Source organism: Kribbella voronezhensis (genome assembly GCF_004365175.1).
GTDB lineage: Bacteria > Actinomycetota > Actinomycetes > Propionibacteriales > Kribbellaceae > Kribbella > Kribbella voronezhensis.
Genome location: NZ_SOCE01000001.1, coordinates 2,619,138 through 2,642,803, shown reverse-complemented (window position 1 = coordinate 2,642,803; position 23,666 = coordinate 2,619,138). Strand labels below are relative to the sequence as shown.

Annotated in this window: 22 protein-coding genes; 9 read left to right on the top strand and 13 right to left on the bottom strand. The window is 68.1% G+C overall.

Annotated features, from left to right (window positions below):
- Positions 1-15: 15 nt before the first annotated feature.
- From EV138_RS11935 to EV138_RS11925, 3 genes are read right to left on the bottom strand one after another with little or no spacing between them, the layout of a single operon-like run.
- Positions 16-1,017, bottom strand: coding sequence for a DUF8832 domain-containing protein (locus tag EV138_RS11935; protein WP_133978661.1), 1,002 nt, complete (start codon positions 1,015-1,017; stop codon positions 16-18).
- The gene (locus EV138_RS11930; RefSeq protein WP_133978659.1) at positions 1,014-1,232 is read right to left on the bottom strand and encodes a heavy-metal-associated domain-containing protein; all 219 of its coding nucleotides are present in this window, start codon (positions 1,230-1,232) and stop codon (positions 1,014-1,016) included. The genes EV138_RS11935 and EV138_RS11930 overlap by 4 nt, the downstream gene beginning before the upstream one ends.
- A 31-nt stretch (positions 1,233-1,263) precedes the next feature.
- Positions 1,264-1,584, bottom strand: a complete 321-nt coding sequence (locus EV138_RS11925) for a metal-sensitive transcriptional regulator (protein WP_238158077.1) — start codon at positions 1,582-1,584, stop codon at positions 1,264-1,266.
- 196 nt (positions 1,585-1,780) lie between these two features.
- Here EV138_RS11925 and EV138_RS11920 point away from each other — a divergent pair, with 196 nt between their 5' ends.
- Together EV138_RS11920 and EV138_RS11915 are read left to right on the top strand one after the other, a co-directional pair.
- A complete protein-coding gene (locus tag EV138_RS11920; protein WP_133978657.1) occupies positions 1,781-2,713 on the top strand; it encodes an ATP-binding cassette domain-containing protein in 933 nt (310 codons plus the stop codon).
- The gene (locus EV138_RS11915; RefSeq protein ID WP_133978655.1) at positions 2,710-3,699 is read left to right on the top strand and encodes an ABC transporter permease subunit; all 990 of its coding nucleotides are present in this window, start codon (positions 2,710-2,712) and stop codon (positions 3,697-3,699) included. The genes EV138_RS11920 and EV138_RS11915 overlap by 4 nt, the downstream gene beginning before the upstream one ends.
- Before the next feature lie 74 nt (positions 3,700-3,773).
- Here the strand turns inward: EV138_RS11915 and EV138_RS11910 are convergent, their stop codons facing one another.
- Complete coding sequence (locus EV138_RS11910; protein ID WP_133978653.1) at positions 3,774-4,853, bottom strand: ABC transporter ATP-binding protein; 1,080 nt, start codon at positions 4,851-4,853, stop codon at positions 3,774-3,776.
- Positions 4,854-5,085: 232 nt separating this feature from the next.
- Here EV138_RS11910 and EV138_RS11905 point away from each other — a divergent pair, with 232 nt between their 5' ends.
- Positions 5,086-6,108 (top strand): LacI family DNA-binding transcriptional regulator, encoded by a 1,023-nt coding sequence (locus tag EV138_RS11905; RefSeq protein WP_133978651.1) that lies wholly within the window; start codon positions 5,086-5,088, stop codon positions 6,106-6,108.
- Positions 6,109-6,313: 205 nt separating this feature from the next.
- On the opposite strand, the gene snpA is transcribed toward EV138_RS11905, so the two are convergent.
- Both snpA and soxR read right to left on the bottom strand, forming a co-directional pair.
- A complete protein-coding gene (gene snpA / locus EV138_RS11900) occupies positions 6,314-6,979 on the bottom strand; it encodes a snapalysin (protein WP_202866694.1) in 666 nt (221 codons plus the stop codon).
- Positions 6,980-7,132: 153 nt separating this feature from the next.
- Complete coding sequence (gene soxR / locus EV138_RS11895) at positions 7,133-7,609, bottom strand: redox-sensitive transcriptional activator SoxR (protein WP_133978649.1); 477 nt, start codon at positions 7,607-7,609, stop codon at positions 7,133-7,135.
- A 434-nt stretch (positions 7,610-8,043) separates the two neighbouring features.
- On the opposite strand from soxR, the gene EV138_RS11890 reads away from it, so the two are divergent.
- Positions 8,044-10,194: a DEAD/DEAH box helicase gene (locus EV138_RS11890; RefSeq protein WP_133978647.1), complete on the top strand. Its 2,151-nt coding sequence runs from the start codon at positions 8,044-8,046 to the stop codon at positions 10,192-10,194.
- A 57-nt stretch (positions 10,195-10,251) separates the two neighbouring features.
- Here the strand turns inward: EV138_RS11890 and EV138_RS11885 are convergent, their stop codons facing one another.
- Positions 10,252-11,355 carry an aminotransferase class V-fold PLP-dependent enzyme gene (locus EV138_RS11885; protein WP_133978645.1) on the bottom strand — a complete coding sequence of 368 codons (1,104 nt, stop codon included), beginning with the start codon at positions 11,353-11,355 and terminating at the stop codon, positions 10,252-10,254.
- An 84-nt stretch (positions 11,356-11,439) separates the two neighbouring features.
- Positions 11,440-12,030 (bottom strand): TetR/AcrR family transcriptional regulator, encoded by a 591-nt coding sequence (locus EV138_RS11880; protein WP_133978643.1) that lies wholly within the window; start codon positions 12,028-12,030, stop codon positions 11,440-11,442.
- A gap of 164 nt (positions 12,031-12,194) precedes the next feature.
- Here EV138_RS11880 and EV138_RS11875 point away from each other — a divergent pair, with 164 nt between their 5' ends.
- Genes EV138_RS11875 through EV138_RS11855 form a run of 5 tightly spaced genes read left to right on the top strand, consistent with a single transcriptional unit; the run spans position 12,195 to position 19,195 of the window.
- Positions 12,195-15,416, top strand: coding sequence for a penicillin acylase family protein (locus EV138_RS11875; protein WP_133978641.1), 3,222 nt, complete (start codon positions 12,195-12,197; stop codon positions 15,414-15,416).
- Positions 15,417-15,443: 27 nt separating this feature from the next.
- Positions 15,444-16,079, top strand: coding sequence for a YbjQ family protein (locus tag EV138_RS11870; protein ID WP_133978638.1), 636 nt, complete (start codon positions 15,444-15,446; stop codon positions 16,077-16,079).
- Positions 16,069-17,436: a GH1 family beta-glucosidase gene (locus EV138_RS11865; RefSeq protein WP_133978636.1), complete on the top strand. Its 1,368-nt coding sequence runs from the start codon at positions 16,069-16,071 to the stop codon at positions 17,434-17,436. The genes EV138_RS11870 and EV138_RS11865 overlap by 11 nt, the downstream gene beginning before the upstream one ends.
- A complete protein-coding gene (locus EV138_RS11860; RefSeq protein WP_133978634.1) occupies positions 17,433-18,668 on the top strand; it encodes an MFS transporter in 1,236 nt (411 codons plus the stop codon). Before EV138_RS11865 ends, EV138_RS11860 begins: the two co-directional genes overlap by 4 nt.
- A gap of 2 nt (positions 18,669-18,670) precedes the next feature.
- Positions 18,671-19,195 carry a gamma carbonic anhydrase family protein gene (locus tag EV138_RS11855; protein WP_133978632.1) on the top strand — a complete coding sequence of 175 codons (525 nt, stop codon included), beginning with the start codon at positions 18,671-18,673 and terminating at the stop codon, positions 19,193-19,195.
- On the opposite strand, the gene EV138_RS11850 is transcribed toward EV138_RS11855, so the two are convergent.
- The 5 genes from EV138_RS11850 to EV138_RS11835 form a co-directional block, all read right to left on the bottom strand.
- Positions 19,192-19,785: a DUF3105 domain-containing protein gene (locus EV138_RS11850; protein ID WP_133978630.1), complete on the bottom strand. Its 594-nt coding sequence runs from the start codon at positions 19,783-19,785 to the stop codon at positions 19,192-19,194. The two genes, EV138_RS11855 and EV138_RS11850, sit on opposite strands and share 4 nt — an antisense overlap.
- Positions 19,782-20,984, bottom strand: coding sequence for a hypothetical protein (locus EV138_RS11845; protein WP_133978628.1), 1,203 nt, complete (start codon positions 20,982-20,984; stop codon positions 19,782-19,784). Before EV138_RS11845 ends, EV138_RS11850 begins: the two co-directional genes overlap by 4 nt.
- Positions 20,981-22,075 (bottom strand): HesA/MoeB/ThiF family protein, encoded by a 1,095-nt coding sequence (locus tag EV138_RS11840; protein ID WP_133978626.1) that lies wholly within the window; start codon positions 22,073-22,075, stop codon positions 20,981-20,983. Before EV138_RS11840 ends, EV138_RS11845 begins: the two co-directional genes overlap by 4 nt.
- Positions 22,076-22,634: 559 nt before the next feature.
- Positions 22,635-22,802: a DUF8730 family Cys-rich protein gene (locus EV138_RS37240; protein WP_166678558.1), complete on the bottom strand. Its 168-nt coding sequence runs from the start codon at positions 22,800-22,802 to the stop codon at positions 22,635-22,637.
- A 44-nt stretch (positions 22,803-22,846) separates the two neighbouring features.
- Complete coding sequence (locus EV138_RS11835) at positions 22,847-23,665, bottom strand: sulfite exporter TauE/SafE family protein (RefSeq protein ID WP_133978624.1); 819 nt, start codon at positions 23,663-23,665, stop codon at positions 22,847-22,849.
- Position 23,666: the final 1 nt, after the last annotated feature.

Genomic DNA, 23,666 nt, shown 5'->3' with positions numbered 1-23,666 from the left:
TCCTCCTCTCCTGGCTCAGTGGCCGTGCGGCGTCTCTTCGTGGCCGGGCGTCCCGCTGTTATTGGGCATCCCGCTGGGCATCGGGCTGGGGACGATCGCCTGCCCGGTCACGTCGACCCGGAACTCCGCGGTGTGCACCTTGCCCCCGTGCTGGAAGTCCAGGAAGAGGCTGTAGGTACTGGCGGTCGGGAACGTGGTGGCGAACTTGATCTGCGGACCGCCCTTGCTGCCCGGCGCCGCCTCCTGGGCGGGGTGGTTGTGCAGGTAGGCGAGATCGCCGCTGCGCAACGACACCAGGTGCCCGAAGGCGCCCAGGTACGGCTCGAGGTCGCTGACCGGCTTGCCGTTCTTGCTGACACTGAAGGTCAACTCGGACTCCTTGCCGGCGGCCGGGGTGCCCGCGAGCGTCACGTCGTACCCGTCGGTGCTGGTCACACTCGATGCCGCAGGCAACGGAACCGGGACGTACAGTCCGGAGACGTTGACGTCGCTGCCGAGCGTCAGCGTCTTGCCGTGACCGGCCGGCTGGAAGTCGGTGAAGATCCGCCAGGTGCCACCCGCGGTGAAGGTGAACGGAATGCTCCACACCCCACTGGCGTCCCGGCTCGGGTGCACGTGGTGGAATCCGGACAGATCCCGCCGTACGACGATCAGGTGCAGGTCCTTCTCATGGGTCTTCGTGTACTGCGTGACCGGTTTGCCGTCCGGCCCCACGATGGTGAACTTCAGCGTTTCCTGCTTGCCCTGCTGGAAGAACGTGGTCGCCGGGGCGAGCGTGTACCCATCCTGGGAGACCGCGAGCCCGGGCGGCTGCGCGCCGGGACTGTCCACCTGGTGTCCGGCTCCGTGCGTTCCGCCCTCGTCGCCCATGCCGGCCATCGGCTGGTCGCCGGTCTTCGCTGCCGGGTCGGCTGCCGCGATCGGGTCGACCGCGGAACCGAGTGCGAACGCGCCGGCGAAGGCCAGCGCCAGCGCACCGGCGTACGCGCCGAGCCGGAGCGCGACAGCCCGGGTCATGACGCGACCAGTTCGTATCCGGCCTCGTCGACGGCCTCGCGGACCGCGGCGTCGTCGAGGGCGGACTCGCTCGTGACGTGCACGGCGGAGGTGCCGCCGGCGTTGAGGTCGATGCTGACCTCCTGGACCCCGGTCAGCTTGCTGATTTCCTCGGTCACCGCCGCGGTGCAGTGCCCGCAGGTCATGCCGTTCACCGAGTACGTCGTGGTGGTCATCTCAATGCTCCTTGCTCGGAATCTGGGTTGTTCAGCTACGGACGAGACGGGCGATGGCGTCGGAGGCTTCGCGGACCTTCTCCTCCGCCTCGGCGCCGCCCTTCTGGGCCGCCTCGACCACGCAGTGTGAGAGGTGCTCGTCGAGCAGCTCCAGCGAGAACGACTGGAGCGCCTTCGTCGCCGCCGAGACCTGGGTGAGGATGTCGATGCAGTACTTGTCTTCCTCGACCATCCGCTGCAGCCCGCGAACCTGTCCCTCGATCCGCCGCAGCCGCTTCAAATGGCTCGACTTCTCCGAGGTGTACCCGTGCACGTGTCCAGTGGTTTCGACTTGGTCCGGTTCGGTGCTCATGGCGGCACTCTTTCTCTCTGGCTACCCCATGGGGGTATCTCGACACACCAAAACTTACCCCCGAGGGGTATCAAATGCAAGCCCTGTCCGATACCCGGTGGGGGTAATTTCACGGAACCTGAACCAACCATCGTGGGAGGGTGAGCGTCTGCTGAGGCAAGGACCACTTGGCCGGGGGCATCACGAGAGGGGCGGCATGCCGGAGTTGGCGGTCAGTACCAGGGGGTTGCGGAAGACGTACCGCACTCGGCGGGGGCGGAAGGTCGTCGCCGTTCAGGGGCTCGATCTCGACGTGCCGATCGGGGGAGTGCACGGTTTTCTCGGGCCGAACGGGTCCGGGAAGACGACCTCGATCCGGATGCTGCTCGGGCTGATCCGGGCGGACGCGGGCACGATGGCGGTGTTCGACCAGGAGGTCCCCCGGCACCTGCCGGACGTGGTCGGCCGGGTCGGTGCGATCGTCGAGTCGCCCAAGTTCTTCCCGGCCTTCACCGGCCGCAAGAATCTTGAGCTACTCGCCGACGCGATCGGCGTACCGCGCCGGAGGGTCGGCGAAGTACTGGACGAGACCTCGCTGGGGGAGCGCGGCAAGGACCGGTTCAAGAGCTATTCGCTCGGGATGAAGCAGCGGCTGGCGATCGCGGCGACGCTGCTCAAGGAACCGGACCTGCTGATCTTCGACGAGCCGACGAACGGCCTCGACCCGGCCGGGATCCGGGAGATCCGCGAGACCATGCGCGGGCTGGGCGAACAGGGCCGGACCGTACTGGTCAGCAGCCACATCCTCGCCGAGGTCGAACAGGTCGCCGACACCGTCTCGATCATCGGCCACGGCCGGTTGCTCGCTTCCGGCACGGTCGCCGAGGTGATCGGCAGCAGTACGGCGGGCACCGTGAAGGTTGCCGTTGACAACCATGAGTCGGCGACCCGGATCCTGACCGCGGCCGGCCTGACAGTCCGGGCCGATGGCAACTATCTGCTGGTGGACGGCGCCGAGAACTCCGCGGACGTCACCAGAAGACTGGCCCAGCAGGAGTTGTACGTCTCCGAGCTGATGCCGGTCCGCGCCGACCTGGAATCGGTGTTCCTCGAGCTCACCGCCGACGAAGGCCTGGGAGGCACCCGATGATCCGGCTCACCGGAGTCGAACTGCGCCGGCTGGTCTCCCGCCGGCTGGTCGTGGTCGGGGTCGCCGCGCTGCTGCTGATCACTGGGGTGATGCTGATCGCCACCTGGCAGAACTCGAAACCGCTGTCCGCGGCGGAGCAGCGCAACGCCCAGGTCAACTTCGAGCAGGCCCAGAAGGACTGGCAGGTGCACGGCGAGGAGTACAAGAAGCAGTGCCTGCAGGACTACCAGTCGCAGCCCGATCCGAAGCCGAAGCTGGAGGAGTTCTGCCAGGTCAATCCGCCGACGATCGACCAGTACGGCAAGCCGAAGGCGAAGTTCACCGAGGTGATGCCGGACCTGCTGCTCGGATCGTCGTACCTGCTGGCGTTCGGGGCGTTCCTGATCGGGGCGAGCTTCGTCGGCGCCGAGTTCAGTAGTGGGTCGATCAGCAACTGGCTCACCTTCGAGCCGCGCCGGCTCCGGGTCTACGGGAGCAAGTTGGTGGCGGCCGCCACCGGGATGCTTCCGGTCGCGGTGGTGCTGCTCGCGATCCTGCTGGCCGGCACCTACCTGATCGTCGGCGCACTGGGCACCACCGCCGGTACGACGGGCAAGGTCTGGGGTGATCTCACCGGCACCGCCGGGCGAGCGGTCCTGATGGCAGCTGTGGCCGGTGCTCTCGGTGGCATTTTGGCGCTGCTCCTGCGGCATACCGCTGCGGCAGTCGGAGTCGCGATGGGCTATCTCGTGCTGGTCGAAGGCGTCTTCGGCGGCTTCCTGACCAAGGCGCAGCCGTGGCTGGTGCGGCTGAACTTCGACGCCTGGATCAAGCACGACACGACGTACCTCGTTGACAACTGCAGATCGACCGCCGACGGCGGTTACCTCTGCGACTCGATCGAGAAGACGCTGAGCTTCGAGCACGGCGCCTGGTACCTCGGCATCGTCGTCGTGGTGCTGATCGCGCTCGGGGCCGGCGTCTTCCACCGGCGCGACATCAACTGAGCGGTTCGGGTCCAGACGAACGCCGGCCCCGGGTGGACGAACCACCCGGGGCCGGCGCTACGTAGTACTGACGATCAGGCCGTGAGGCGCTCCTCGGTCGACGTCGAGAACAGGTGCAGCTTGTCCGGCTGCGCCTCCAGGTGGATGATCGAGCCCTTCTCGACGGCCATCCGGGCGCCGATCTTGGCGACGATCTGCTGGTGGTTGCCGTCGTGCTCGGCGGTGCCGTAGAGGAACGCGTCAGCGCCGAGCTCCTCGATCACGGCGACCTTCACCGGCAGGCCGTTGTCGGAGACCTTGAAGGCCTCCGGACGGACACCCAGCGACACGGTCTTGTCGTTGCCGGCCTTGGCCAAGATGTCGCGCGAGACCGGGACGGTGTAGTCGCCGAGCTTGGCGCCACCCTCGACCAGGTCCGCGGTCAGCAGGTTCATCGCGGGCGAGCCGATGAAGCCGGCCACGAACAGGTTCTTCGGGTTGTCGTACAGGTTCAGCGGGGTGTCGACCTGCTGGAGCAGACCGTCCTTCAGCACCGCGACCCGGTCGCCCATCGTCATGGCCTCGACCTGGTCGTGGGTGACGTAGACGGTGGTGACGCCGAGGCGCTGCTGCAGCTCGGCGATCTGGGTACGGGTCTGGACGCGGAGCTTGGCGTCGAGGTTCGACAGCGGCTCGTCCATCAGGAAGACCTGCGGGTTACGCACGATCGCGCGGCCCATCGCGACACGCTGACGCTGACCACCGGACAGTGCCTTCGGCTTGCGGTCCAGGTACTCCTCGAGGCCGAGCAGCTTGGCGGCCTCCTGGACCCGCTTGGCGCGGTCCTCCTTGGAAACACCCTGCATCTTCAGCGCGAAGCCCATGTTGTCGGCGACCGACATGTGCGGGTAGAGCGCGTAGTTCTGGAACACCATGGCGATGTCCCGGTCTTTCGGCGGCTTGTGCGTGACGTCACGCTCGCCGATGTAGATCGAACCCTCGTTGACCTCTTCGAGGCCGGCCAGCATCCGCAGCGAGGTGGACTTACCACACCCCGACGGGCCGACCAGAACCATGAACTCGCCGTCCTCGATCTCGAGGTTGAGCTTGTCGACGGCGGGCTTCTCCGAACCCGGGTAGATCCGGGTCGCGGACTTGAACGAGACAGTAGCCATGACGCTTCCTTCCTTCACCGGCAGGAACGTGCCGGACGATCCGAGTAAAGGCCCCCGGGCGGGGGTCCGCCCATCCTCGCCCGGCGACCAGCTCCTGACAAGGTGTATGGCGTGTGAGATGTCCGTACTGTTCACGGACTGGACAACTTCGTGCAGGTTGACGGCTCGCCGAGTCTGCAAGTTCTTGCATGATCTTGCTGCAACTTCAGGGGCCGGTGGGTAAGGTGCCGCCGTGAGCAGTAGAGCGCGGCTGGCGGACATCGCGGCCAAGGCGGGGGTCAGCGAGGCGACGGTCTCTCGGGTACTGAACGGCAAGCCCGGTGTCGCGGAGGAAACCAAACAGTCGGTGCTGACCGCGCTCGACGTGCTCGGCTTCGAGCGTCCGACCCGGCTCAGACGCCGCTCGGCCGGCCTGATCGGCCTGGTGATGCCGGAGCTGATCAACCCGATCTTCCCGGCCTTCGCCCAGGTGATCGAGTCGGCCCTGTCCCAGCGCGGCTTCACGCCGGTGCTCTGCACCCAGTCGCCCTCCGGCGCGACCGAGGAGGAGTACGTCGAGCTGCTGCTCGAGCGCGGCGTCTCGGGGATCATCTTCGTCTCGGGTCTGCATGCCGACACCGGCGCCGACCACGCGCGGTACCAGTCCTTGGTGGACCGCCGCCTGCCAGTGGTGTTCGTGAACGGCTGGCTGCCCGGCGTCGAGGCGCCCTTCATCTCCTCCGACGAGTACGCCGCCATGGAACTGGCCGTCACCCACCTGGTCTCACTCGGCCACCGCCGGATCGGGTTCGCGTCCGGACCGGAACGCTTCATCGTCGTCCAGCGCAAACTGGCCGGCTACCGCACCGCGATGAAAGCCCAGCTCGGCCTGTCGGACGACGAGGTCTCCTCGATGGTCGAACTCAGCATGTTCGGCGTCGAAGGCGGCGCGGCCGCGGCCCAGCGCCTCCTCGACCTCGGCGTCAGCGCGGTCGTCTGCGGCTCGGACATGATGGCGCTCGGCGTCATCCGGGCAGCCCGTCAACGCGGCCTCTCCGTCCCCGGCGACATCTCGGTCGTCGGCTACGACGACGCCCCGATGATGGAATTCACCGACCCCCCGATGACAACAGTCCGCCAACCCGTTCACGCGATGGGCCTGGCCGCCGTCCAGTCGCTCCTGGAGGAAGTCCGCGGGCACGCGACTCCCCACACCGAGTTCCTCTTCCGCCCGGAGCTGGTCGTCCGCGGTACTACGGGCCCGCGCAACGCCTGACGCCCGGACGCCCACACCATCAGTACTACGACCCGCGGGCCCGCTCGCCGCTCAGCACCCACCTTCGTCGCGTCGGAAATCCCCCCACTGATGGCGTGGCGATCCGCCCAGCGGCCTCGGACGTTCCCAGGGGCGGGGGGAGCGTACGAGGTGCTTCGGCTCGGGATCGTCCCCTGCCGGGCAATCCCGAGCCGAAGGTCGGGGGTTATCTCGAGGTGTGGAAGGCGGCCTTGGTGGTGAAGCCGGCGAAGCCGTTGGCCCAGAGGGAGTTGACCTTGGAGCGCTCGGTCGCGTCGGGGTACGGGTTGGTGCAGGACGGGCCGGGGCCGCCGCCGGACATCAGTTCGCTGCAGGGACCGGAGTAGTGGTCGGGGAGGCCGAGGACGTGGCCGGTTTCGTGGGCGGTGATGCGGACCGGGTCGTACTGCTGGGCCTGGGCGTAGTCGAGGAAGATGTAGCCGCTGCCGTGGCCGTCGGTGGAGGCGTACGAACCGCGGGAGTCGTTGCCCTCGGTGTAGTAGAAGTCGTAGTTGCTGCCTTCGACGAGGCGGACGTTGCTGACCGAGGAGTTCCAGATCGACGTACTGGAAGAGATCTGGGACGCGAAGCTCGGGGCGTCGACCGCGTAGGTGACGGTGACGGCGGCGAGCTTGTTGCCGGCCTTGGCCTGCTTGGCGCGCGCGGACTTCATGACCGCGTCGTAGAACGCCTTGGTGGCGGCTTCGTCCTGCGGTGAACCTGTGTACGTCGACACGTGGCTCGGGGCTGAACTCGGGATGCTCGGCGCCGGGGAGGCGGCGGCGATGCCGGGGACTGCCAGGGCTGCGGCGGCGAGCCCGGCGAGGGACGTCAGGATACGGCGATGCGACATGGGAGGGCCTCACTCCGTGATCTGTGGCGGAAAGCGACCGGCGGATTACTGATCGCTACAGATCGGGATGTTGCCAAGCGGTGAACAATTCCGCACCAGGTCGGGAAGAAGGCAGGGGTTAACCCTCGCCGGCCGATGCGGGGCCTATGCCGGTCATAGCTCGCCGGGTATGCCGACGTTCAGAATCCGGGCGCCCGGACCGCGTTCGGCCAGCCGGTCGGCCTTGTTGTACAGGTTGCAGCGCTGCAGGCTGAGGCAGCCGCAGCCGATGCAGCCGTCGAGGTCGTCGCGCAGGCGCTCGAGTTCGGCGATCCGCTCGTCGAGCCGGGTGCGCCAGGACTTGGAGAGCTTGCTCCAGTCGGCGCGGGTCGGCGTACGGTCGTCGGGGAGTGAGTCCAGGGCGGACTTGATCTCGGCCAGCGCGAGACCGACGCGCTGCGCGGCCTGGATGAAGGCGATCCGCCGGAGCGTACTGCGCTGGTACTGCCGCTGGTTGCCGGAGGTACGCCGGGACGCGATCAGCCCCTGCTCCTCGTAGAAGCGCAAGGCCGACGCGGCGACGCCGGACCGGCCGGCGATCTCGCCGATCGACAGCCAGTGGTCCTTGCTCAGAATGGTGTCCTCGGCCATGTCGCCACCCTAGAACCGCACACAAGAGCTCAACCGAACTTGAGCGAAGCGGAACCGGTAGCGGACGATCCGGTACTGCGGTGCGCCGGCTCGGGTGGTGCCGCCGCGCCGGTTGAGTTCGTACTGCGGTGCGCCGGCTGAGGTCGGCTGGATAGGTGGGGGTTGTGGTGGGTGGTCAAGGGGGAGGCTGGGGTCGGGTATACTTTTTCGCGTCGGTGCGCGAGTCGCGTCACCAGAGCATTTCCCAGGCGCTCCGACCCGTCGGTTTCAGCAACCCGCTGATGATTCCCCGGCGACATGGGTGCAACGCGATAGCACCCGCAGGTCGATGCCTTATCTCCTGCCTTGCACGTCAGCTCCGGCCATTTTTGGTGGCCGGCACTTGCGTGCGGCTCCGATGCGGCATTGAGCCGTGACGTTGAGAGAGAGATTGCGTGTCCCAGCACCACCAGGACCAGTTTGTGCCCGCCGACGGCAACGAGGCCGCTGACCGGGCGAAGAAGCCGCGGCACAAGAAGTTCCAGACCCAGTCGTACGGCGAGCGGATGGCCGCCGAGTTGGACGCACCCACCACCCCCGGGACGGACCGTAGTTCCGCCCGGGTGGAGAAGCCTGCCCAGGTCGAGCGCCGGGGCGGACCGAGCCAGTACTCCGACCGTGGCAGCCGCGGCCCCGATCGCCGTGACAACGACCGGCGCGACGACCGCCGGGGCAGCGACCGCCCCGTGCGTGGCTACCGTGCCGCCGAGCAGTCGCGCAGCGAGCGTCCGGCGTACGAGAACCGGACCAGCGAGCGTCCGGCGTACGAGAACCGGAATGCCCGCGCCGAGACCACGTCGTACCCGAAGAGCTCGTACCAGAAGAGCTCGTACGACAAGCCTTCGTTCGCGAAGACCGACAAGGGTGCCTACCGCAACGAGCGGACGGACCGCGACAGCCGCGGCTTCGACCGCCCGGAGCGCACCAGCTACCCGCGCAGTGCGGACCGTCCCGAGCGGACGAGCTACCCGCGGAGCAACGACCGCCCGGAGCGGACGAGCTACCCGCGCAGCAGCGATCTCTCCGAGCGCACCAGCTACCCGCGCAGCAACGAGCGGAGCGGGAACGAGCGGAGCAGCTACCAGCGCAACGACCGCGGCAGCGACCGTGGTTACCAGCGTGACCCGGACCGTGACTACGAGCGCGTTCGCCCGCAGCAGGTCGAGATGCCGGTCGACCTCGGTGAGGTGGCCGAGGGCAACGGTTTCGCCGCCCTCGGACTCGCGCCGCGCCTGGTCCAGCGACTGGCTCGTGACGGCATCACCGCGCCGTTCCCGATCCAGGAAGCGACCATCCCGGACGCGCTGGCCGGCAAGGACGTGCTCGGTCGTGGTCAGACCGGTTCCGGCAAGACCCTCGGGTTCGGCCTGCCGGCGCTGATGCGGCTGGCCGGTGGCCACACCGAGTCGCGCCGTCCGCGCGGCATGGTGCTGGTGCCGACCCGCGAGCTGGCGATGCAGGTGCACGACGCGCTCGAGCCGCTCGCGCACGTGATGGGCGTCTCGATCAAGCTGATCGCGGGCGGCCTGCCCTACCCGAAGCAGATCGAGTCGCTCCGTCGGGGTGTCGACCTGCTGATCGCGACGCCCGGCCGGTTGATCGACCTGTGTGAGCAGGGCGCTGCCGACCTCGGTGCCGTCGAGATCGCGGTACTGGACGAGGCCGACCACATGTGCGACATGGGCTTCATGCCGGCCGTCACCACGCTGCTCGACATGACCCCGCCGAGCGGTCAGCGGCTGTTGTTCTCGGCAACGCTGGACAACGACGTCGACAAGATCGTGAAGACCTACCTGAAGGACCCGGTCACGCACTCGACCGAGTCCGGTCAGGCGTCGGTCAGCACGATGGAGCACCACCTGCTCGTCATCGAGCCGGCTCACAAGCAGTCGCTGACGGCCGAGCTGGCCAGCCGCGACGGCCGGACCATCGTGTTCGTCCGCACCAAGCTGGGCGCCGACCGCGTCGCCACCCAGTTGCGCGACCGCGGTGTGATGGCGGCGGCGCTGCACGGCGGCCTGACCCAGGGCGCCCGCAACCGCACGCTGGACCAGTTCAAGGACGGTTCCGTCCCGGTCCTGGTCGCCACGGACGTTGCGGCTCGCGGCATCCACGTCGACGACGTCGGCCTCGTAGTACAGGCTGACCCGGCGGCGGACCACAAGGACTACCTGCACCGCGCGGGCCGTACGGCGCGCGCCGGCGGCAAGGGTGCCGTCGTCACGCTCGTCCTGCCGCACCAGCGGCGCGGCATGATGCGCCTGGCCGAGTCGGCCGGTGTCGTCACCGAGCCGGTCCGGGTTCGCCCGGGCGACGAGAACGTCGCCGAGCTGACCGGTGGCACCAAGCCGTCCGGTTACCCGGTCAAGCTGCCGGCCCCGAAGCCGCAGCGTGGCAGCGGTGGCTTCAACAAGGGTGGCAAGCGGTTCGGTGGCGGCGGAAGCCGTCCGGGCCGTGGCTACGAGGGCCGTGGCAACAGCGGCGGCGGCTACCGCGGCGGCCGTTCGGAGCGCACCGGCAACGGCAGGACCTTCGAGCCCCGCTGATCCATCACCTGCACTGAAGAGGGCCCTCGGCAACAAGCCGGGGGCCCTCTTTGCATGTCAGTTCTGCAAGGCCTGCAGCGCCTGAACGAGCCGGTTCACGACGGTCTGTACTTCGTGGGGGTCCAAGGGCACCAGTTCGAGAACCAAGGCATCGGGCTGGGGCAGAACGAAGACGGCCGGTGAGCCGGTCTGGAGCTCGGCGGCCAGCTTTGCGGAATCGATGCCAGCGGCAACCTTCAGAAGGACCCTGGAGAGCGGCAGACCCGTCGGATCGGGGAGGATCTCGGCGGACAGCCCGGGAAGCTGGTCGACCGCGGCCAGGAAGGTGCTCACCTTCGCGTCCTGGTCGGCCTCCCATTTCGCGCGGTCCATCGCCTGCCATTCCTCCAGGGCGGTCAGGACGCCGACCATGGCCTCCTTCGTCGCCTTCATCCCGCGACCGATGCCGTTCTCCTGAGCCCGGACCGCTTGAACCAGTCGCCGGCTGCCGACCACCAGTCCTGCCGTCGGCGACGCCAGATACTTCTGACCACTCACCAGGACAAGATCGGCGCCGGTGGCAAGCAGGTCGGCCGTTCGCGGGAACTGTGCCGCGCCGTCGATGATTGCCGGAACCCCGCGTCGATGAGCGGCCTTGACCGCCGCCACCAGATCGACCGGCTCGCCGTGCACCAGCCGGGACGACACCAGCAACAGGCAGCTCACGTCGTCGACCGACAGTGCGTCGTCCAGATCCGCTGTCGTACAACGGGTTTCGGACGATCCCGCGAGGATCACCGAAGCACCGGAGAGTCGCACTGCCTGCAGGATCGATTGCCCATAGCTCACAACGTGCCCGGCCGGCAGAACCACCCGGTTGTGCATATCCGTTGCGTCGGGCAACAACGCGATCCGGCGCGGATCGGTGCCGGTCATCGCGGCGGCCACGGCCAGCGTGATCGAAGCGGCCGTGCAATGCGTTATCGCGCCGGCCTCGGCGCCGGTCGCGGCAGCGAGTGCGACACCCGCCCGGTCGGCCAGCTCGTTCATCACGAAGAACTCGGGCAGCGCCTCCGCGACCGCGGCGGCCACGCCCGCCGAACTCCGCGACACGCCCAGAGGCGTGAACGTACCGTGCGCGTTGACGACCTCAGTCAGCCCATATCTCTCGCGAGCGCCCATGGTGGAAATCACCCTAGACCCGGATAGCGGACGCTGGCGAGAGATCTGATCAAACTCGTGTCGCCCGGTCAGTTCAAGGACGGTTCAGAGTGCCGAAGCAAGCAATTGATCGGCGAACGCCTCCAGCGCCTGTACTGCGGACTTCGTGTCCCGGTCGACCAGCCAGCCCAGCGTCACGCCGTCGGTGATCGCCAGCGTCATCCGGGCCAGCTGCTCGGTCGGCAGGGACCACTGGACACCGGTTGCGCTCGACACCTCGGCGAGGATCTCGACGATCCCGGCCAGCTGACTCGCTCGCTGCTCCCGGGCGAGTGGTTCGGTCTCGGCGTTCCGCAAGGCCCAGCTGGTCAGCTCGTACGTCAGCAACTGCGCCTCCGGCGTCGCCTCGACCAGCTGCCAGAAGCCGAGGAACGCGTTCCGCACACTCGACGCGAGATCGGCGCCAGGCACGATCGCTTCCCGCGCGGCGACGATCTGGGCTTCGGTGATCACCCGGATCACCTCGTGCAGCAGTTCTTCCTTGGACCGGAAGCAGTAGTGCACGATGCCGACCGAGATGTCCAGCTCCTGCGCGATCCGCCGAGTGGTGGTCGCGGCCAGGCCCTCCCGGGTGGCGACCCGGATGGCGGCCTGCACCAGCTCCGCTCGCCGCACCTCGGCCGCTACCCGCGCCATCCGACTCCCCTCGACAGCTGACACCTCAGGTGTGCCGACTCTGGCATCACACTACGTCTTCCAGGTCAAGCGTCCAAGACTCTTGACCTGATGCTACTGGTGAGTCACAGTCGGTCCAGACGTTCCCTGCCGTCTCCTTTCGACGATCCCCCAGGGAGGACCCCGTGACGCGACCGCGCCGCCCAGCATTCCGTGGTCACACCACCCGCAGGACGAGAGCCCGTACGACGACCGCCGCGCTGGCCGTCGGCGCGCTGCTGGCCCTCGCACTGTCAACGCCCAGCCAAGCCGAACCGTTGGCGACCCAAGCCGCGGCACCCACCGACTACTGCGTCGGACAGTGCGCGGACATTCTGCCGCCGGGCCAGAACGGCAACGCCACCTTCACGGATCTCCTTCTTTTCAAGGGATTCGGGACTCGTCCGCCGCACTTCAGTGACACCGTCAAGCCGTACGAGCGGCTGGTGTGGAACTCCCAGGGCATGACCGACGACGGCCTCGACCCGTACTACGACGACTCGTCGTTCGGGGTGAAGCCGGGCGATGTCGCGAGCACCTACAGCCCGCGGCCCGACGTGACGATCGTTCGGGACAAGTCGCGCGGCATCCCGCACATCACCGGGACCACCCGCGAGGGCACCATGTTCGGCGCGGGCTACGCCGGCGCCCAGGACCGGTTGTTCGTGATGGACGTCTTCCGGCATCTCGGTCGCGGCCAGCTGACGCCGTTCGCCGGTGGTGCGGCGGCCAACCGCGCGTTCGAGCAGGAGTTCTGGCGGACCGCGCCGTACACCGAGGCGGATCTGCAGCGGCAGTTCGACAATGCCGACGAGCTCTACGGTGCCGACGGTCTCAAGATGCAGAAGGACATCCAGGCCTGGGTCGACGGCGTCAACTACTACATCAACACGGTCGGCATCGCGTACCCCGGCGAGTACGTCGCCCTGGGTCTGCCGACGCCGCAGCCGTGGAAGGTGACCGACGTGGTCGCCACGGCCGCGGTGGTGGCCGGCATCTTCGGCACCGGTGGTGGCGGCGAGATGGCCTCCGCACTCGCGTTGCTGGAGGCACAGGCGAAGTACGGCGTGGCGCAGGGCACCAAGGTCTGGGAGTCGTTCCGCTCGCAGAACGATCCCGAGGCGCCGACGACCGTGCACAACGGAACCACCTTCCCGTACGGCACGACCAGTGCGAACCCGGCCGGTCGCGCGATGCCGGACCGCGGTTCGGTGACGCCCGAGCCGGAGGTCGTCGACCAGACCGGCTCGGCGACCACCGCGACGGTCGCACCGAAGAGCAGCACCGGGATCAAGCCGCCGAACAAGACGCAGAGCAAGGAATCGCTGCACGGCATCTTCAACGGCGGCGTCTTCCCGGAAGGCTTCGGTCCCAAGGGAATGTCGAACGCCCTGATGGTCTCCGGCCGGTACACCGAGAGCGGCAACCCGGTCGCCGTCTACGGACCCCAGACCGGGTACTTCGCGCCGCAACTCCTGCTCCGCCAGGAACTCCAGGGACCAGGCGTCAGCTCCCGCGGCATCGCCTTCGCCGGCCTGAACTTCTACACGCTGATCGGCCACGGCGCCGACTACTCCTGGAGCGCCACCTCGGCCGGCCAGGACATCACCGACACGTACGCCGTACCGCTGTGTGAGCCGGATGGCTCGACACCGACCAAGGCCTCGACGTACTACGTGTTCCGAGGCCAGTGTCTGCCGATCGAGAAGCTGGAACGCCACAACGCCTGGTACTCCAGCCTCGGCTCGTCGGAGCCGGCCGGTTCGTACACATTGGTTGCCCAGCGCACCAAACTCGGCATCGTCACGCATCGCGGCACGGTCGGTGGCAAACCGGTGCTGTTCACCAGCAACCGCTCGACGTACGGGAACGAGGCCGGCTCGGCGCTCGGGTTCATGCAGCTGAACGACCCGGACCGAATCCACTCCGCGGCCGACTTCAAGAGCGCGGCGAGCAACATCGGCTACACGTTCAACTGGTTCTACACGGACAAGACCGACATCGCGTACTTCAACTCCGGCGACAACCCGGTCCGCCCGGACGGGGCCGACCCGAACCTGCCGACCTGGGGCTACCCGCAGTACGAGTGGCAGGGCTGGAACCCGGACACGAACCGGGCGACCTACACCCCGGTCGCGCAGCATCCGCAGGTGGTGAACCAGGACTACCTGACCAGCTGGAACAACAAGCAGGCACCCGGGTTCTCCGCGGCCGACGGCAACTTCGGCTACAACTCGGTCTATCGCAGCCAGCCGCTGGACGACCGGATCAAGTCGGTCATCTCGTCGGGGCAGAAGTTCACCCGCGGCAAGTTGGTCGAGGCGATGGAGAGCGCGGCGACGGTCGACCTGCGCGGCGACGAAGTACTGCCGTACCTGCTCCGGGTGCTGAAGAGCGCGCCGATCACGGACCCTGCCGTCGCGGACGCCGTTGCCAAGCTGCAGGCGTGGCAGGCGGCCGGCAGTCACCGGAAGACGCCGAACGAGGCGTCGAAGACCTATGACCATGCCGAGGCGATTCGCATTCTGGACGCGTGGTGGCCGCTGTTGGTGCCGGCCGAGTTCCAAGGGCTTGGTCCGGATCTCTACAACGCGTTGGTGCGTACTCAGAAGATCGACGAGCGGCCGAGCGCACAGGGGTCCGCTTTCCAGAACGGCTGGTGGGGCTTCGTCCAACGGGACCTGCGCAAGGTTCTCGGCGATCCGGTGAAGACCGCTCAGCCGGTGACGTTCTGCGGCGGCGGTTCGCTGGCGGCCTGTCGCTCCGTGCTGTCCGACTCGTTGCTGGCAGCAACGAGGGTGCCGGCGACCACGACGTACCCGGCGACGGCGGACTGCGCCGCGGGCGACCAGTTCTGCGCCGACCAGATCGTGCACCAGCCGATGGGCGGGATCACCCAGGACCGGATGGCCTGGGTCAACCGGCCGACGTACCAGCAGGTGGTCGAGTTCCCGGCCCGTCGGGGCGATGACGTCAGCAACCTGGCGCTGGGGAAGACGGCGACGGCGAGCAGTGCGGAGACCGGCTGGTTCAACTCGCCACCACCGAACGCCGTCGACGGCAATCCGACGACTCGGTGGGCGAGCAACTGGTCGGATCCGCAGTGGCTGAAGGTGGACCTCGGCAGCGAGCAGTCCATCCGCCGGGTGGTGCTGAACTGGGAGGCCGCCTACGCCACGGCGTACAGGGTCGAGGTGTCCCGGGACAACGTGAACTGGCAGCAGGTGTTTGCCACCAGCAACGGGGACGGTGGTGAGGACGTGGCTCGCTTCGGCGCGACCCCGGCCCGCTACGTCCGGGTCACCGGGACACAGCGGGCGACGTCGTACGGGTACTCCCTGTACGAGTTGCAGGTCTTCCGCCAGTGACGACCTGTGGGCTGGAAAGATGACCGCATGAACCAGAACTTTCCCCCGAACCCGCACCCGAACCAGCCGCCGTACCCGCCGCAGCAGGGTTACCAGCAGGGCCCGCCGCCCGGATACGCGCCGCCGCCACCGCAGCCCGGTTACCAGCAAGGCCCGCCGCCGCAGGGCTACGGGCAACCGGGCTACGGCCAGGCGCCCGGTGCCCCGTTCCAGCCGACACAGCAGCCGACCCAGCAGTCGAACGTGCCGCACGTGGCGCCGCAGGGCTCGCCGTACCCGGTGCTCGTCTCGACGATGAACGACCTGCCCGGGTACACGGCCGAGAAGGTGTTCGGCGAGGTCTTCGGGCTGACCGTGCGGAGCCGCGACTTCGGCTCGAACTTCGCCGCGAGCTTCCGCTCGCTCGGCGGCGGCGAGGTGCCGGAGTACACCCAGATGCTGGCCGAGTCGCGGCACGTGGCCGTGATGCGGATGTGCCAGATGGCCCAGCAGATGGGTGCGAACGCCATCCTCGCGATGCGCTTCGACTGCAACGAGATCGCCCAGACGATGAGCGAGGTCGCCGCCTACGGCACCGCCGTGATCGTCCGGAAGGTCGAGCCACCGAGGCCGCAGGACGCACCTGCCGCCAAACCCGATGAGGATGATGCGAATGACAGCTGAGCCACTCATTTTCGGCCCGGACTTCAAGTGGGGCGTCTCGGCGTCGGCGTACCAGATCGAGGGGGCCGTGACCGAGGGCGGTCGCGGCACCTCGACCTGGGACACGTTCTGCGCCGAACCGGGCCGGATCCTCAACGGCGACACCGGAGCGGTGGCGTGCGACCACTACCACCGGTACGCCGAGGACGTGGCGCTGATGCGGGATCTCGGCGTCGACGTGTACCGGTTCTCGTTCGCCTGGCCACGGATCCAGCCGACCGGTCAGGGCCCGGCGAATCCCGCCGGGCTCGACTTCTACGACCGGCTGATCGACGAACTGCTCGGAGCCGGCATCACGCCGGCGCCGACCCTGTACCACTGGGACACCCCGCAGCCGCTGGAGGACGCGGGCGGCTGGCTGTCCCGCGACATCACCTCGCGGTTCGCGGACTACGCCTCGATCCTCGCCGAGCGGTTCGCGGACCGGGTGCCGCTGTGGATGACGATCAACGAGCCGATGGTGCTGACGCTGATCGGGTACGCCGTCGGTGGCCACGCGCCCGGCAAGGCACTCGGGTTCGAGGCGCTGCCGGTGGCGCATCACCAGTTGCTCGCGCACGGCCGCGCAGTACAGGCCTTGCGGGCCGGTGGTGCTGCCGAGATCGGGATCGCCACCAACCATGCGCCGACCTGGCCGGCCGGCGACAGCCCTGAGGACGTCGAGGCGGCCGCTCTCTACGACAACCTGATCAACTGGCTGTTCGCCGATCCGATCGTGCTCGGGCGCTATCCCGAGGGTCTGGGCGAGGCGATGCCCGGACCGGTCGCGGAGGACCTCGAGGTGATCTCGACCCCGCTGGACTTCTTCGGCCTCAACCACTACTCGCCGACGCGGGTGGGCGCGCCGACCGGCAACCCGGACAGTGCCGCCACCGACGGTCTCCCGCTGCCCGAGGGGCTGCCGTTCGAACCGCGGCCGATCGACGAGTACCCGAAGACGGACTTCGGCTGGCCGATCGTGCCCGAGGCGTTCGGCGAGATCCTGCGCACCTTGAAGAACCGGTACGGCGACCGCTTGCCGCCGCTCTACATCACCGAGAACGGCTGCGCGATCAACGACGGTCCGGTCGACGGCGAGATCGCGGACCAGCGCCGGATCGACTACCTGGACGGGTACGTGCGGGAGCTCCGGAAGGCGATGGACGACGGCATCGACGTCCGCGGGTACTTCCAGTGGTCGCTGCTGGACAACTTCGAGTGGGCCGCCGGGTACTCCCAGCGGTTCGGTCTGGTGCACGTCGACTTCGAGAGCCAGGTCCGCACGCCGAAAGCGTCGTACCACTGGTACCGCGACCTGATCACCAAGAGCCGGGGATGACGCCCGGGCTGGCTCCGGCGCTCGCGGAGCCGGTGGTCGCGGTCCGGGGCCGGTGGACCACCGCTGTGGTGCTCGCGAATGTCGGTGTCTTCGCGGCCTGGCTGGGACCGATCCAGGTACTGCTGGCCAAGCAGTCCGATGCGATTGCCCCTGGCAACAAAGAATTCGTCTTCGGCCTGGTGACTGGCGTCGGCGCCGCGGTCTCGGTTGCCGCGAACCCCTTGTTCGGCGCGTTTTCCGACCGTACGACGGCTCGCTGGGGCCGCCGGGTTCCCTGGGTTCTGGCCGGCGCGCTCGGGGGAGCGGCCGGGTTGCTGGTGCTGGCCGGTGCGGGTGCGATCGGCTGGATGCTGCTCGGTTGGTGCCTTGTGCAACTGTTCTGCAACGCGCTGCTCGCGGCCATCACGGCAGCCGTGCCGGACCGGGTGCCGAAGGTGCAACGCGGCGCGGTCGGCGGTTGGGTCGCTCTGGCGCAGACTCTCGGCGCGCTGGTCGGTGTGGGGCTGGCGACCGTGGTGGGCGGCATCGGGGCCGGCTATCTCGCATGTGCGGCGTTCCTGTTGGTCTCGGTCATCCCCTACCTGCTGGGCAGTGGCGATGAGCGGCTGGTCGAGCGGCCGAGGCTGGTCTGGCGGGAGTTCTTCGCCGGCTTCTGGATCAGCCCGTCGCGGCATCCGGATTTCGCCTGGGCCTGGCTGACCCGGTTCCTGCTGAACCTCGGCAACGGTCTCGGCACGCTCTACCTGTTCTTCTACCTCCAGGACGCCGTCGGCTACGGCGATCCGGACACCGGCGTACTGATCCTCACCGCGGTCTACTCGGTCTGCGTACTGCTGACCGCGGTCGGATCGGGGACGTGGTCCGACCGGCTCGGCCGGCGGAAGGTGTTCGTCACCTGGTCCGGTGTGGTGATGGCGGGCGGAGCCCTTGTGCTGGCCGTCTGGCCGGTGTGGACGGCTGCCCTGGTCGGCGCGGTGATCCTCGGGATCGGGTTCGGGGTCTATCTGTCGGTGGACTTCGCGCTGCTCACCGAGGTGCTGCCGAACGCGCGCGACCGGGCGAAGGACCTGGGGGTCATCAACATCGCCAACTCGTTGCCTCAGGTGATCGCCCCGGCGATCGCCGCTCCGGTGGTCAAGTACGCCGGTGGCTACCCGGTCCTCTACGGCCTGGCCGCGGCGGTCACCGTCGCGGGCGCGGTACTGGTCCGCAAGATCCGGATAGTCTCCTGATCATGCCGCTGTATTCGTTCGAGGGCGTCAGCCCCACCGTGCACCCGGAAGCCTGGATCGCGCCGACCGCCACCCTGGTCGGTGACGTGGTCGTCGAGAAGGGCGCCTCCATCTGGTACGGCGTGGTGATCCGCGCCGACCTCGGCCGGATCGTCATCCGCGAAGGCGCGAACATCCAGGACAACTCGGTGATCCACGTCGGCGACGGCGTCTGCGAGGTCGGCAAGAACGCCACCGTCGGTCACCAGTGCCTGGTACACGACTGCACAGTTGGCGAGCAGGCGCTGATCGGCAACGGCGCGATCGTCCTCGACGGCGCGGTGATCGGCGAGCGAACCCTGATCGCGGCAGGCGCAACGGTCACGCCCGGGTCGGTGATTCCACCGGAATCGGTCGCCCTGGGGAGCCCGGCCAAGAAGGTCATTCCGCTCGAAGGAACGGCCAAGCTCTTCGTCGACCACAACGCCACCGTCTACCACCACCTGGCCCAACGCCACGCCGCCTCGGTGGAACTGGTCGACCCCTAAGGGCTCACACAGTCGGTCGCCTTGTTGCGCCAGCCGTGGTTGTAGCGGTTGGCAACCTTGGTGACGAAGTCGAGCAGGCCCGCCTCGTCGTACGTGTCGAACCGCTGGAGTCGCTGCCAGCCGGTGGCGGCGATGCCGTGGTCGAGTGTCGGGTACGGCGCGACGACGGCGTCTCGCGGGTACTGACGGCCGATCCGCTCGATCTTCTCGACCTCGCCGGGCGCCACGTCGGCGGCGTACTGGATCAGCACGTGACCGTGTTCGAGGATGTGCACCTGCAGTTCCTCGGGGATCGGCTCGCGGTAGATCCCAGGGATGACCACACGTGGCGAGTGCGGCCCGGAGGTGGGCGGCTTCGTCTTGTACGGCGCGTGCGACGCGCCCTGGTACGCGATGTGATTGTTGCCCTCGAACGGTTCCGGCGTACCGGGCACCTGATCGCACGGCAGCGCGGTCTTGTCGTCGAACTGGTTCAGCAGTACGCCGAACGCCAGGCTCGACATCGTCAGGACGCTGAGCACGGTGACCAGAATGCCGACCGCCAGACCCATCCGGTGGGGCCGCAGCCGGTTCACCAGCGGTTGACTCATGCGACTGCCCTCCTGGCCCGGATCCGGTTGCGGACCACCACGAACAGCGGCAGCGTGACGTCCAGCAGCGTGAAGCTGATCAGCAGCAGCCCTTCCCACCAGTAGAAACTGGCGATCGGCGCGCCGAACAGGATGCCCAGCGACCAGCCGAGCGCCACCTTCGCGCTCGGCAGCACGAACTGCAAGGCGAAGAACACCATCCAGATCAGGCCGGCCAGATAGAGCAGCCGATACCAGCGCGCCACCCGGAGGTCGCGCGGATTCGCGTCGCGCAGGATGACCGCTTCGTCGGGCCGCAAGTTGCGGACCAGCCGCTTGAGCGAGAGCCGGGTGACCTGGTGCAGGTTGTTGCAGCCGGTCGCGGTCGCCATCACCAGGTACATGTCGGTGCGCAGATAGGCCAAGGTCTGGAAGGCCAGCTTGGCGACCTGGCTGAGCACGACCATCGCGAGGATGCGGATGAGACCCGGTGGCAGCTCGATCCAGCCGTGCGACCAGGCGTATCGTGGTGCGACCGCGGCGAACAGGATGACACTGTCGATCCCCATCCCCGCAAGGAAAGGCCCGTACCGCTTGGCCGGCGGCAACGCCCACAGACCGGACAGATCCGTCTCCAGGACCGGGAACACCCCGCGCCGCTCGAGCCGGAGCTGCGACGGTACGCCGACAGCGGCGCCGGCGAAGGCGTGCCAGATCTCGTGCAGGATCGTCAGCAACACCACCACGACGTTGGTCAGCAGCAGGCTGGCCGCGATGTCGGGAAACACGAAGGTGTCCTCGTACGTCGGCCGCAGTGACGGCTCGGCGACGAACATCCACAGCGTGGTGAGCAGACAGCCGGCGTAGAACGTCCAGGCGACCTTGCCGAACAGGGGTCTCACCACCCAGGCAGGGATCCGCGACACCGACCAGACCTTCGCCCTGGCTGCTTCGGCCTGGTCGTTGATGATCCCGGCCTCGACGAGCACCTCGGCGAAGTCGAGCGCGTCGATCGGCTCGCCGGTCTCCTGCTCGAGCGCCATGGCGGCCTCGGCGACGGTCCGGCCGGCCGCGAACAGCTCGACCAGGCGGGCGCCGAGCTCGGGGACGACGACGAAGGTGCCGGTGGCGGGATCGCCCACGACGTACTCGTCCTCGTTCTCCTGCCGGACGATGAGGTGGCCGACGGCGAGCCGGCTGTCGGCGTCGAGGGTGATCATCCGACCCAGCCGCAGGTGTCGCACTTCTTGCCGGCGGTCGGGCGGACGACGTAGTGGTAGGTCAGGTCGGTGAGGCTGAGGTGGAACATGCCGCCGCGCGTGCTGGTCGGGATACCGCCGAGGTGGTAGACGGCGTCCAGCGCGGCGAGGTGTCCGGTGAGGTTGGCAGTCGGTGCGATCACGGCATGCCCCTCGAACGGGAACAGGTCTTCCGGGTCGGTGCCGTGCTTGTCCTTCAGGCGGTCCTCCACACTCGGAAGGCAAGCAGGGCAACAGGTTTCCCCCGGAACGTAGAGGCCGACGACCGCCATCGGACCGGCGTACTGGGCGATCATCCACGGCGTACCGGTGCGCAGGGCTGCCTCGTTGGTCCACTCGCGGATGACGAACATCGGCTGGTCGGCACACAGCATGAGCAGGTCGGCGTCCTGCATCAAGGCGGCGACCGAGTCGGTGGAGTCGATCCGGAGCTCGGTGCCGGTCACCTCGGTATGGGAGTTGATCCGGCTGAGCCGATCGACCGCGACCGCGACCTTCGGCTGGTCGATGTCGTCCTCGGTGTAGAGGAGCTGGCGGGTCAGGTTCCCGGCTTCCACGGTGTCGAAGTCGACGCAGTGCACCTGGCCGACGCCTGCGGCCACGAGTGAAGAGGCGACGGCTGATCCGGTGCCACCGAGGCCGAGGACGACGACTCGGGACGACTTGAGCCGGGATTGGACCTCGTAGGGAGAGCTGCGGGGGGTCAGGTCCACCCACGCGTAGTACCGGATGGCTCTGTCGTAGCGGTCGACTTCGGCCGGGCTGAGATTGGACGGCGGCTCGGCGGCGGCGTCCTCGACGTACCCGGCGTCGATGATCGCCTGCAGGGCGTCCGCGGCTTCGGCATCGGTCAGGTCGGGAAAGTCGGCCATGAGGGCCGCTGTGATCGCCGGGCGTTCACGGCTGCCGTCCATCAGCGCGAGGAGCCGCCAGATCATGCCGTCCTCGTCGTCGATCTCCGCACCGATCCCGACCTGTGCGCCGCCGATCCTGATCAGCGTGGGCGTGAGCCGCACCGGCTTGTGAATGCCCTTGATCCGTGGCCGTCGCATGTCTGTCCCCTCCCCAGGAAGTACGGCCGGCCCTGACCGGGCGGCCGGACGATCGGGGCGCGGGTGCTCCACGCCCCGATCGCGACGATCAGCCGCAGGCCGCGTTGCGGCAGCCGGGGTCCGTGATGATCAGCACGGTGGTCTCCAGCTTCTCGAGCTTGCGCACGAGCACCTTGCGGGGTTCGGGCTTGACGTCCTTCTTGTCCATGACTTCCTCCGTCGAATCGATGGAATCGAAAGCGCGGTGGGCCCGTCCGCGCCCCGTCATTAGAGCACCACGATCCACGAATTCCAAGACATTCTTCGGGGTATTGTCGGGGAGGTTCTTAAACAAACGAATAACTACGTACTCCGATGCCGTCGGCACCTGTCCGCCGCCTGAATGCCCTGCCGAATAAGCCGGAACAGCTCGACCGGCATGGGTGATCACTACCCAGATTCCGCCGCCGACGGCACCGGCAGAAAGTAAGTATCGAGCAATGTATTCGTACGTACCGGGCGTTTATCGATCGAATGGCGAATATTTATCGGCGCCGGTTCGAGCGATTGCTTCAAACGCTCAGCGGCCCAGGAGCCGGTTGAGCCAGCTGCCGCCCTGCCGCTCGGCCTTCGGGTGGCCCGGGCACCACTGCTCGGCCGGGACCATCGCCTTGACCTGGGCGACGTGTTGGCCGCAGCCTGCCCAGGTGGTCTTGGCGCAGGTCTTGCAGGTGACGGGTCGGCACATTGTGGTTCTCCTTCGGTGGGGTGGTGGCGATGATGCCGGGTGGGTCAGAGGAGGGCGGGGATCGCTCGTGCCGCGGTGTACAGCGCGACGACGACAACGAGCACGGTGAAGGCGGCCGACAAGCGGTCGTTGCCGACCTTGCCGGCGAAGCGGGCGCCGAGGACCGCCGCGCCGGCTGAGACGGCGGTGAGGAGGATCACGACGGCCCAGTCCGGGCTCGCGCCGGATCCGGTGCGAGCGACCAGGGCCGCGGCGCTGGTGATGGTGATGACGACCAAGGAGGTCCCGGCCGCGTACCGGATCGGGAGACCGAGAGACAGGACCAGGGCAGGTACGACCAGGAAACCGCCGCCGACGCCGAGGAAGCCGGTCAGTAGGCCGACCACGGTGGCGGTGAGGAGTACCTTGAGCGCCCGCGGGCAGGCGCAGGCGAAGGTGGGGGCGAAGGTGATGATCGGGTCGTCGAGCGCCGGCCGGGTCGCGATCCGGGGATGACGGGAGTGGTGCAGTTGACGCCACGTCATCACGCCGCCGATGACGAGCATGAGCGCGGCGAAGGAGGCCATCAGCACCGCCGGTGGGACTTGTGTCGAGAGGTGCCCGCCGAGCAAGGCGCCGCCGATCGCGACGACTCCGAAGGCGACGCCACGGCCGAGCAGGACACTGCTTGCACGGTGGGCGGTGATCGCGCCGACCACCGAGGTCACGCCGACCACAACCAGCGAGCCGGTGGTCGCCTGTACGGCGGATTGGCCGAGCAGATAGCTGAGCACCGGCACTGCCAGGATGGAGCCGCCACCGCCCAGGGCACCCAGGCTGAGCCCGATGAGCGCTCCGGCGACGGCAGCCAGGACGATCGTCACT

Coding starts and splice junctions, on each gene's coding strand:
- EV138_RS11915 (WP_133978655.1), top strand. CDS start 2,710: ATGATCCGGCTCACCGGAGTCGAACTGCGCCGGCTGGTCTCCCGCCGG.
- EV138_RS11855 (WP_133978632.1), top strand. CDS start 18,671: ATGCCGCTGTATTCGTTCGAGGGCGTCAGCCCCACCGTGCACCCGGAA.
- EV138_RS11935 (WP_133978661.1), bottom strand. CDS start 1,017: ATGACCCGGGCTGTCGCGCTCCGGCTCGGCGCGTACGCCGGTGCGCTG.
- EV138_RS11840 (WP_133978626.1), bottom strand. CDS start 22,075: ATGCGACGGCCACGGATCAAGGGCATTCACAAGCCGGTGCGGCTCACG.
- soxR (WP_133978649.1), bottom strand. CDS start 7,609: ATGGCCGAGGACACCATTCTGAGCAAGGACCACTGGCTGTCGATCGGC.
- EV138_RS37240 (WP_166678558.1), bottom strand. CDS start 22,802: ATGTGCCGACCCGTCACCTGCAAGACCTGCGCCAAGACCACCTGGGCA.
- EV138_RS11880 (WP_133978643.1), bottom strand. CDS start 12,030: ATGGCGCGGGTAGCGGCCGAGGTGCGGCGAGCGGAGCTGGTGCAGGCC.
- EV138_RS11865 (WP_133978636.1), top strand. CDS start 16,069: ATGACAGCTGAGCCACTCATTTTCGGCCCGGACTTCAAGTGGGGCGTC.
- EV138_RS11885 (WP_133978645.1), bottom strand. CDS start 11,355: ATGGGCGCTCGCGAGAGATATGGGCTGACTGAGGTCGTCAACGCGCAC.
- snpA (WP_202866694.1), bottom strand. CDS start 6,979: ATGTCGCATCGCCGTATCCTGACGTCCCTCGCCGGGCTCGCCGCCGCA.
- EV138_RS11910 (WP_133978653.1), bottom strand. CDS start 4,853: ATGGCTACTGTCTCGTTCAAGTCCGCGACCCGGATCTACCCGGGTTCG.
- EV138_RS11860 (WP_133978634.1), top strand. CDS start 17,433: ATGACGCCCGGGCTGGCTCCGGCGCTCGCGGAGCCGGTGGTCGCGGTC.
- EV138_RS11925 (WP_238158077.1), bottom strand. CDS start 1,584: ATGAGCACCGAACCGGACCAAGTCGAAACCACTGGACACGTGCACGGG.
- EV138_RS11870 (WP_133978638.1), top strand. CDS start 15,444: ATGAACCAGAACTTTCCCCCGAACCCGCACCCGAACCAGCCGCCGTAC.
- EV138_RS11930 (WP_133978659.1), bottom strand. CDS start 1,232: ATGACCACCACGACGTACTCGGTGAACGGCATGACCTGCGGGCACTGC.
- EV138_RS11845 (WP_133978628.1), bottom strand. CDS start 20,984: ATGATCACCCTCGACGCCGACAGCCGGCTCGCCGTCGGCCACCTCATC.
- EV138_RS11920 (WP_133978657.1), top strand. CDS start 1,781: ATGCCGGAGTTGGCGGTCAGTACCAGGGGGTTGCGGAAGACGTACCGC.
- EV138_RS11850 (WP_133978630.1), bottom strand. CDS start 19,785: ATGAGTCAACCGCTGGTGAACCGGCTGCGGCCCCACCGGATGGGTCTG.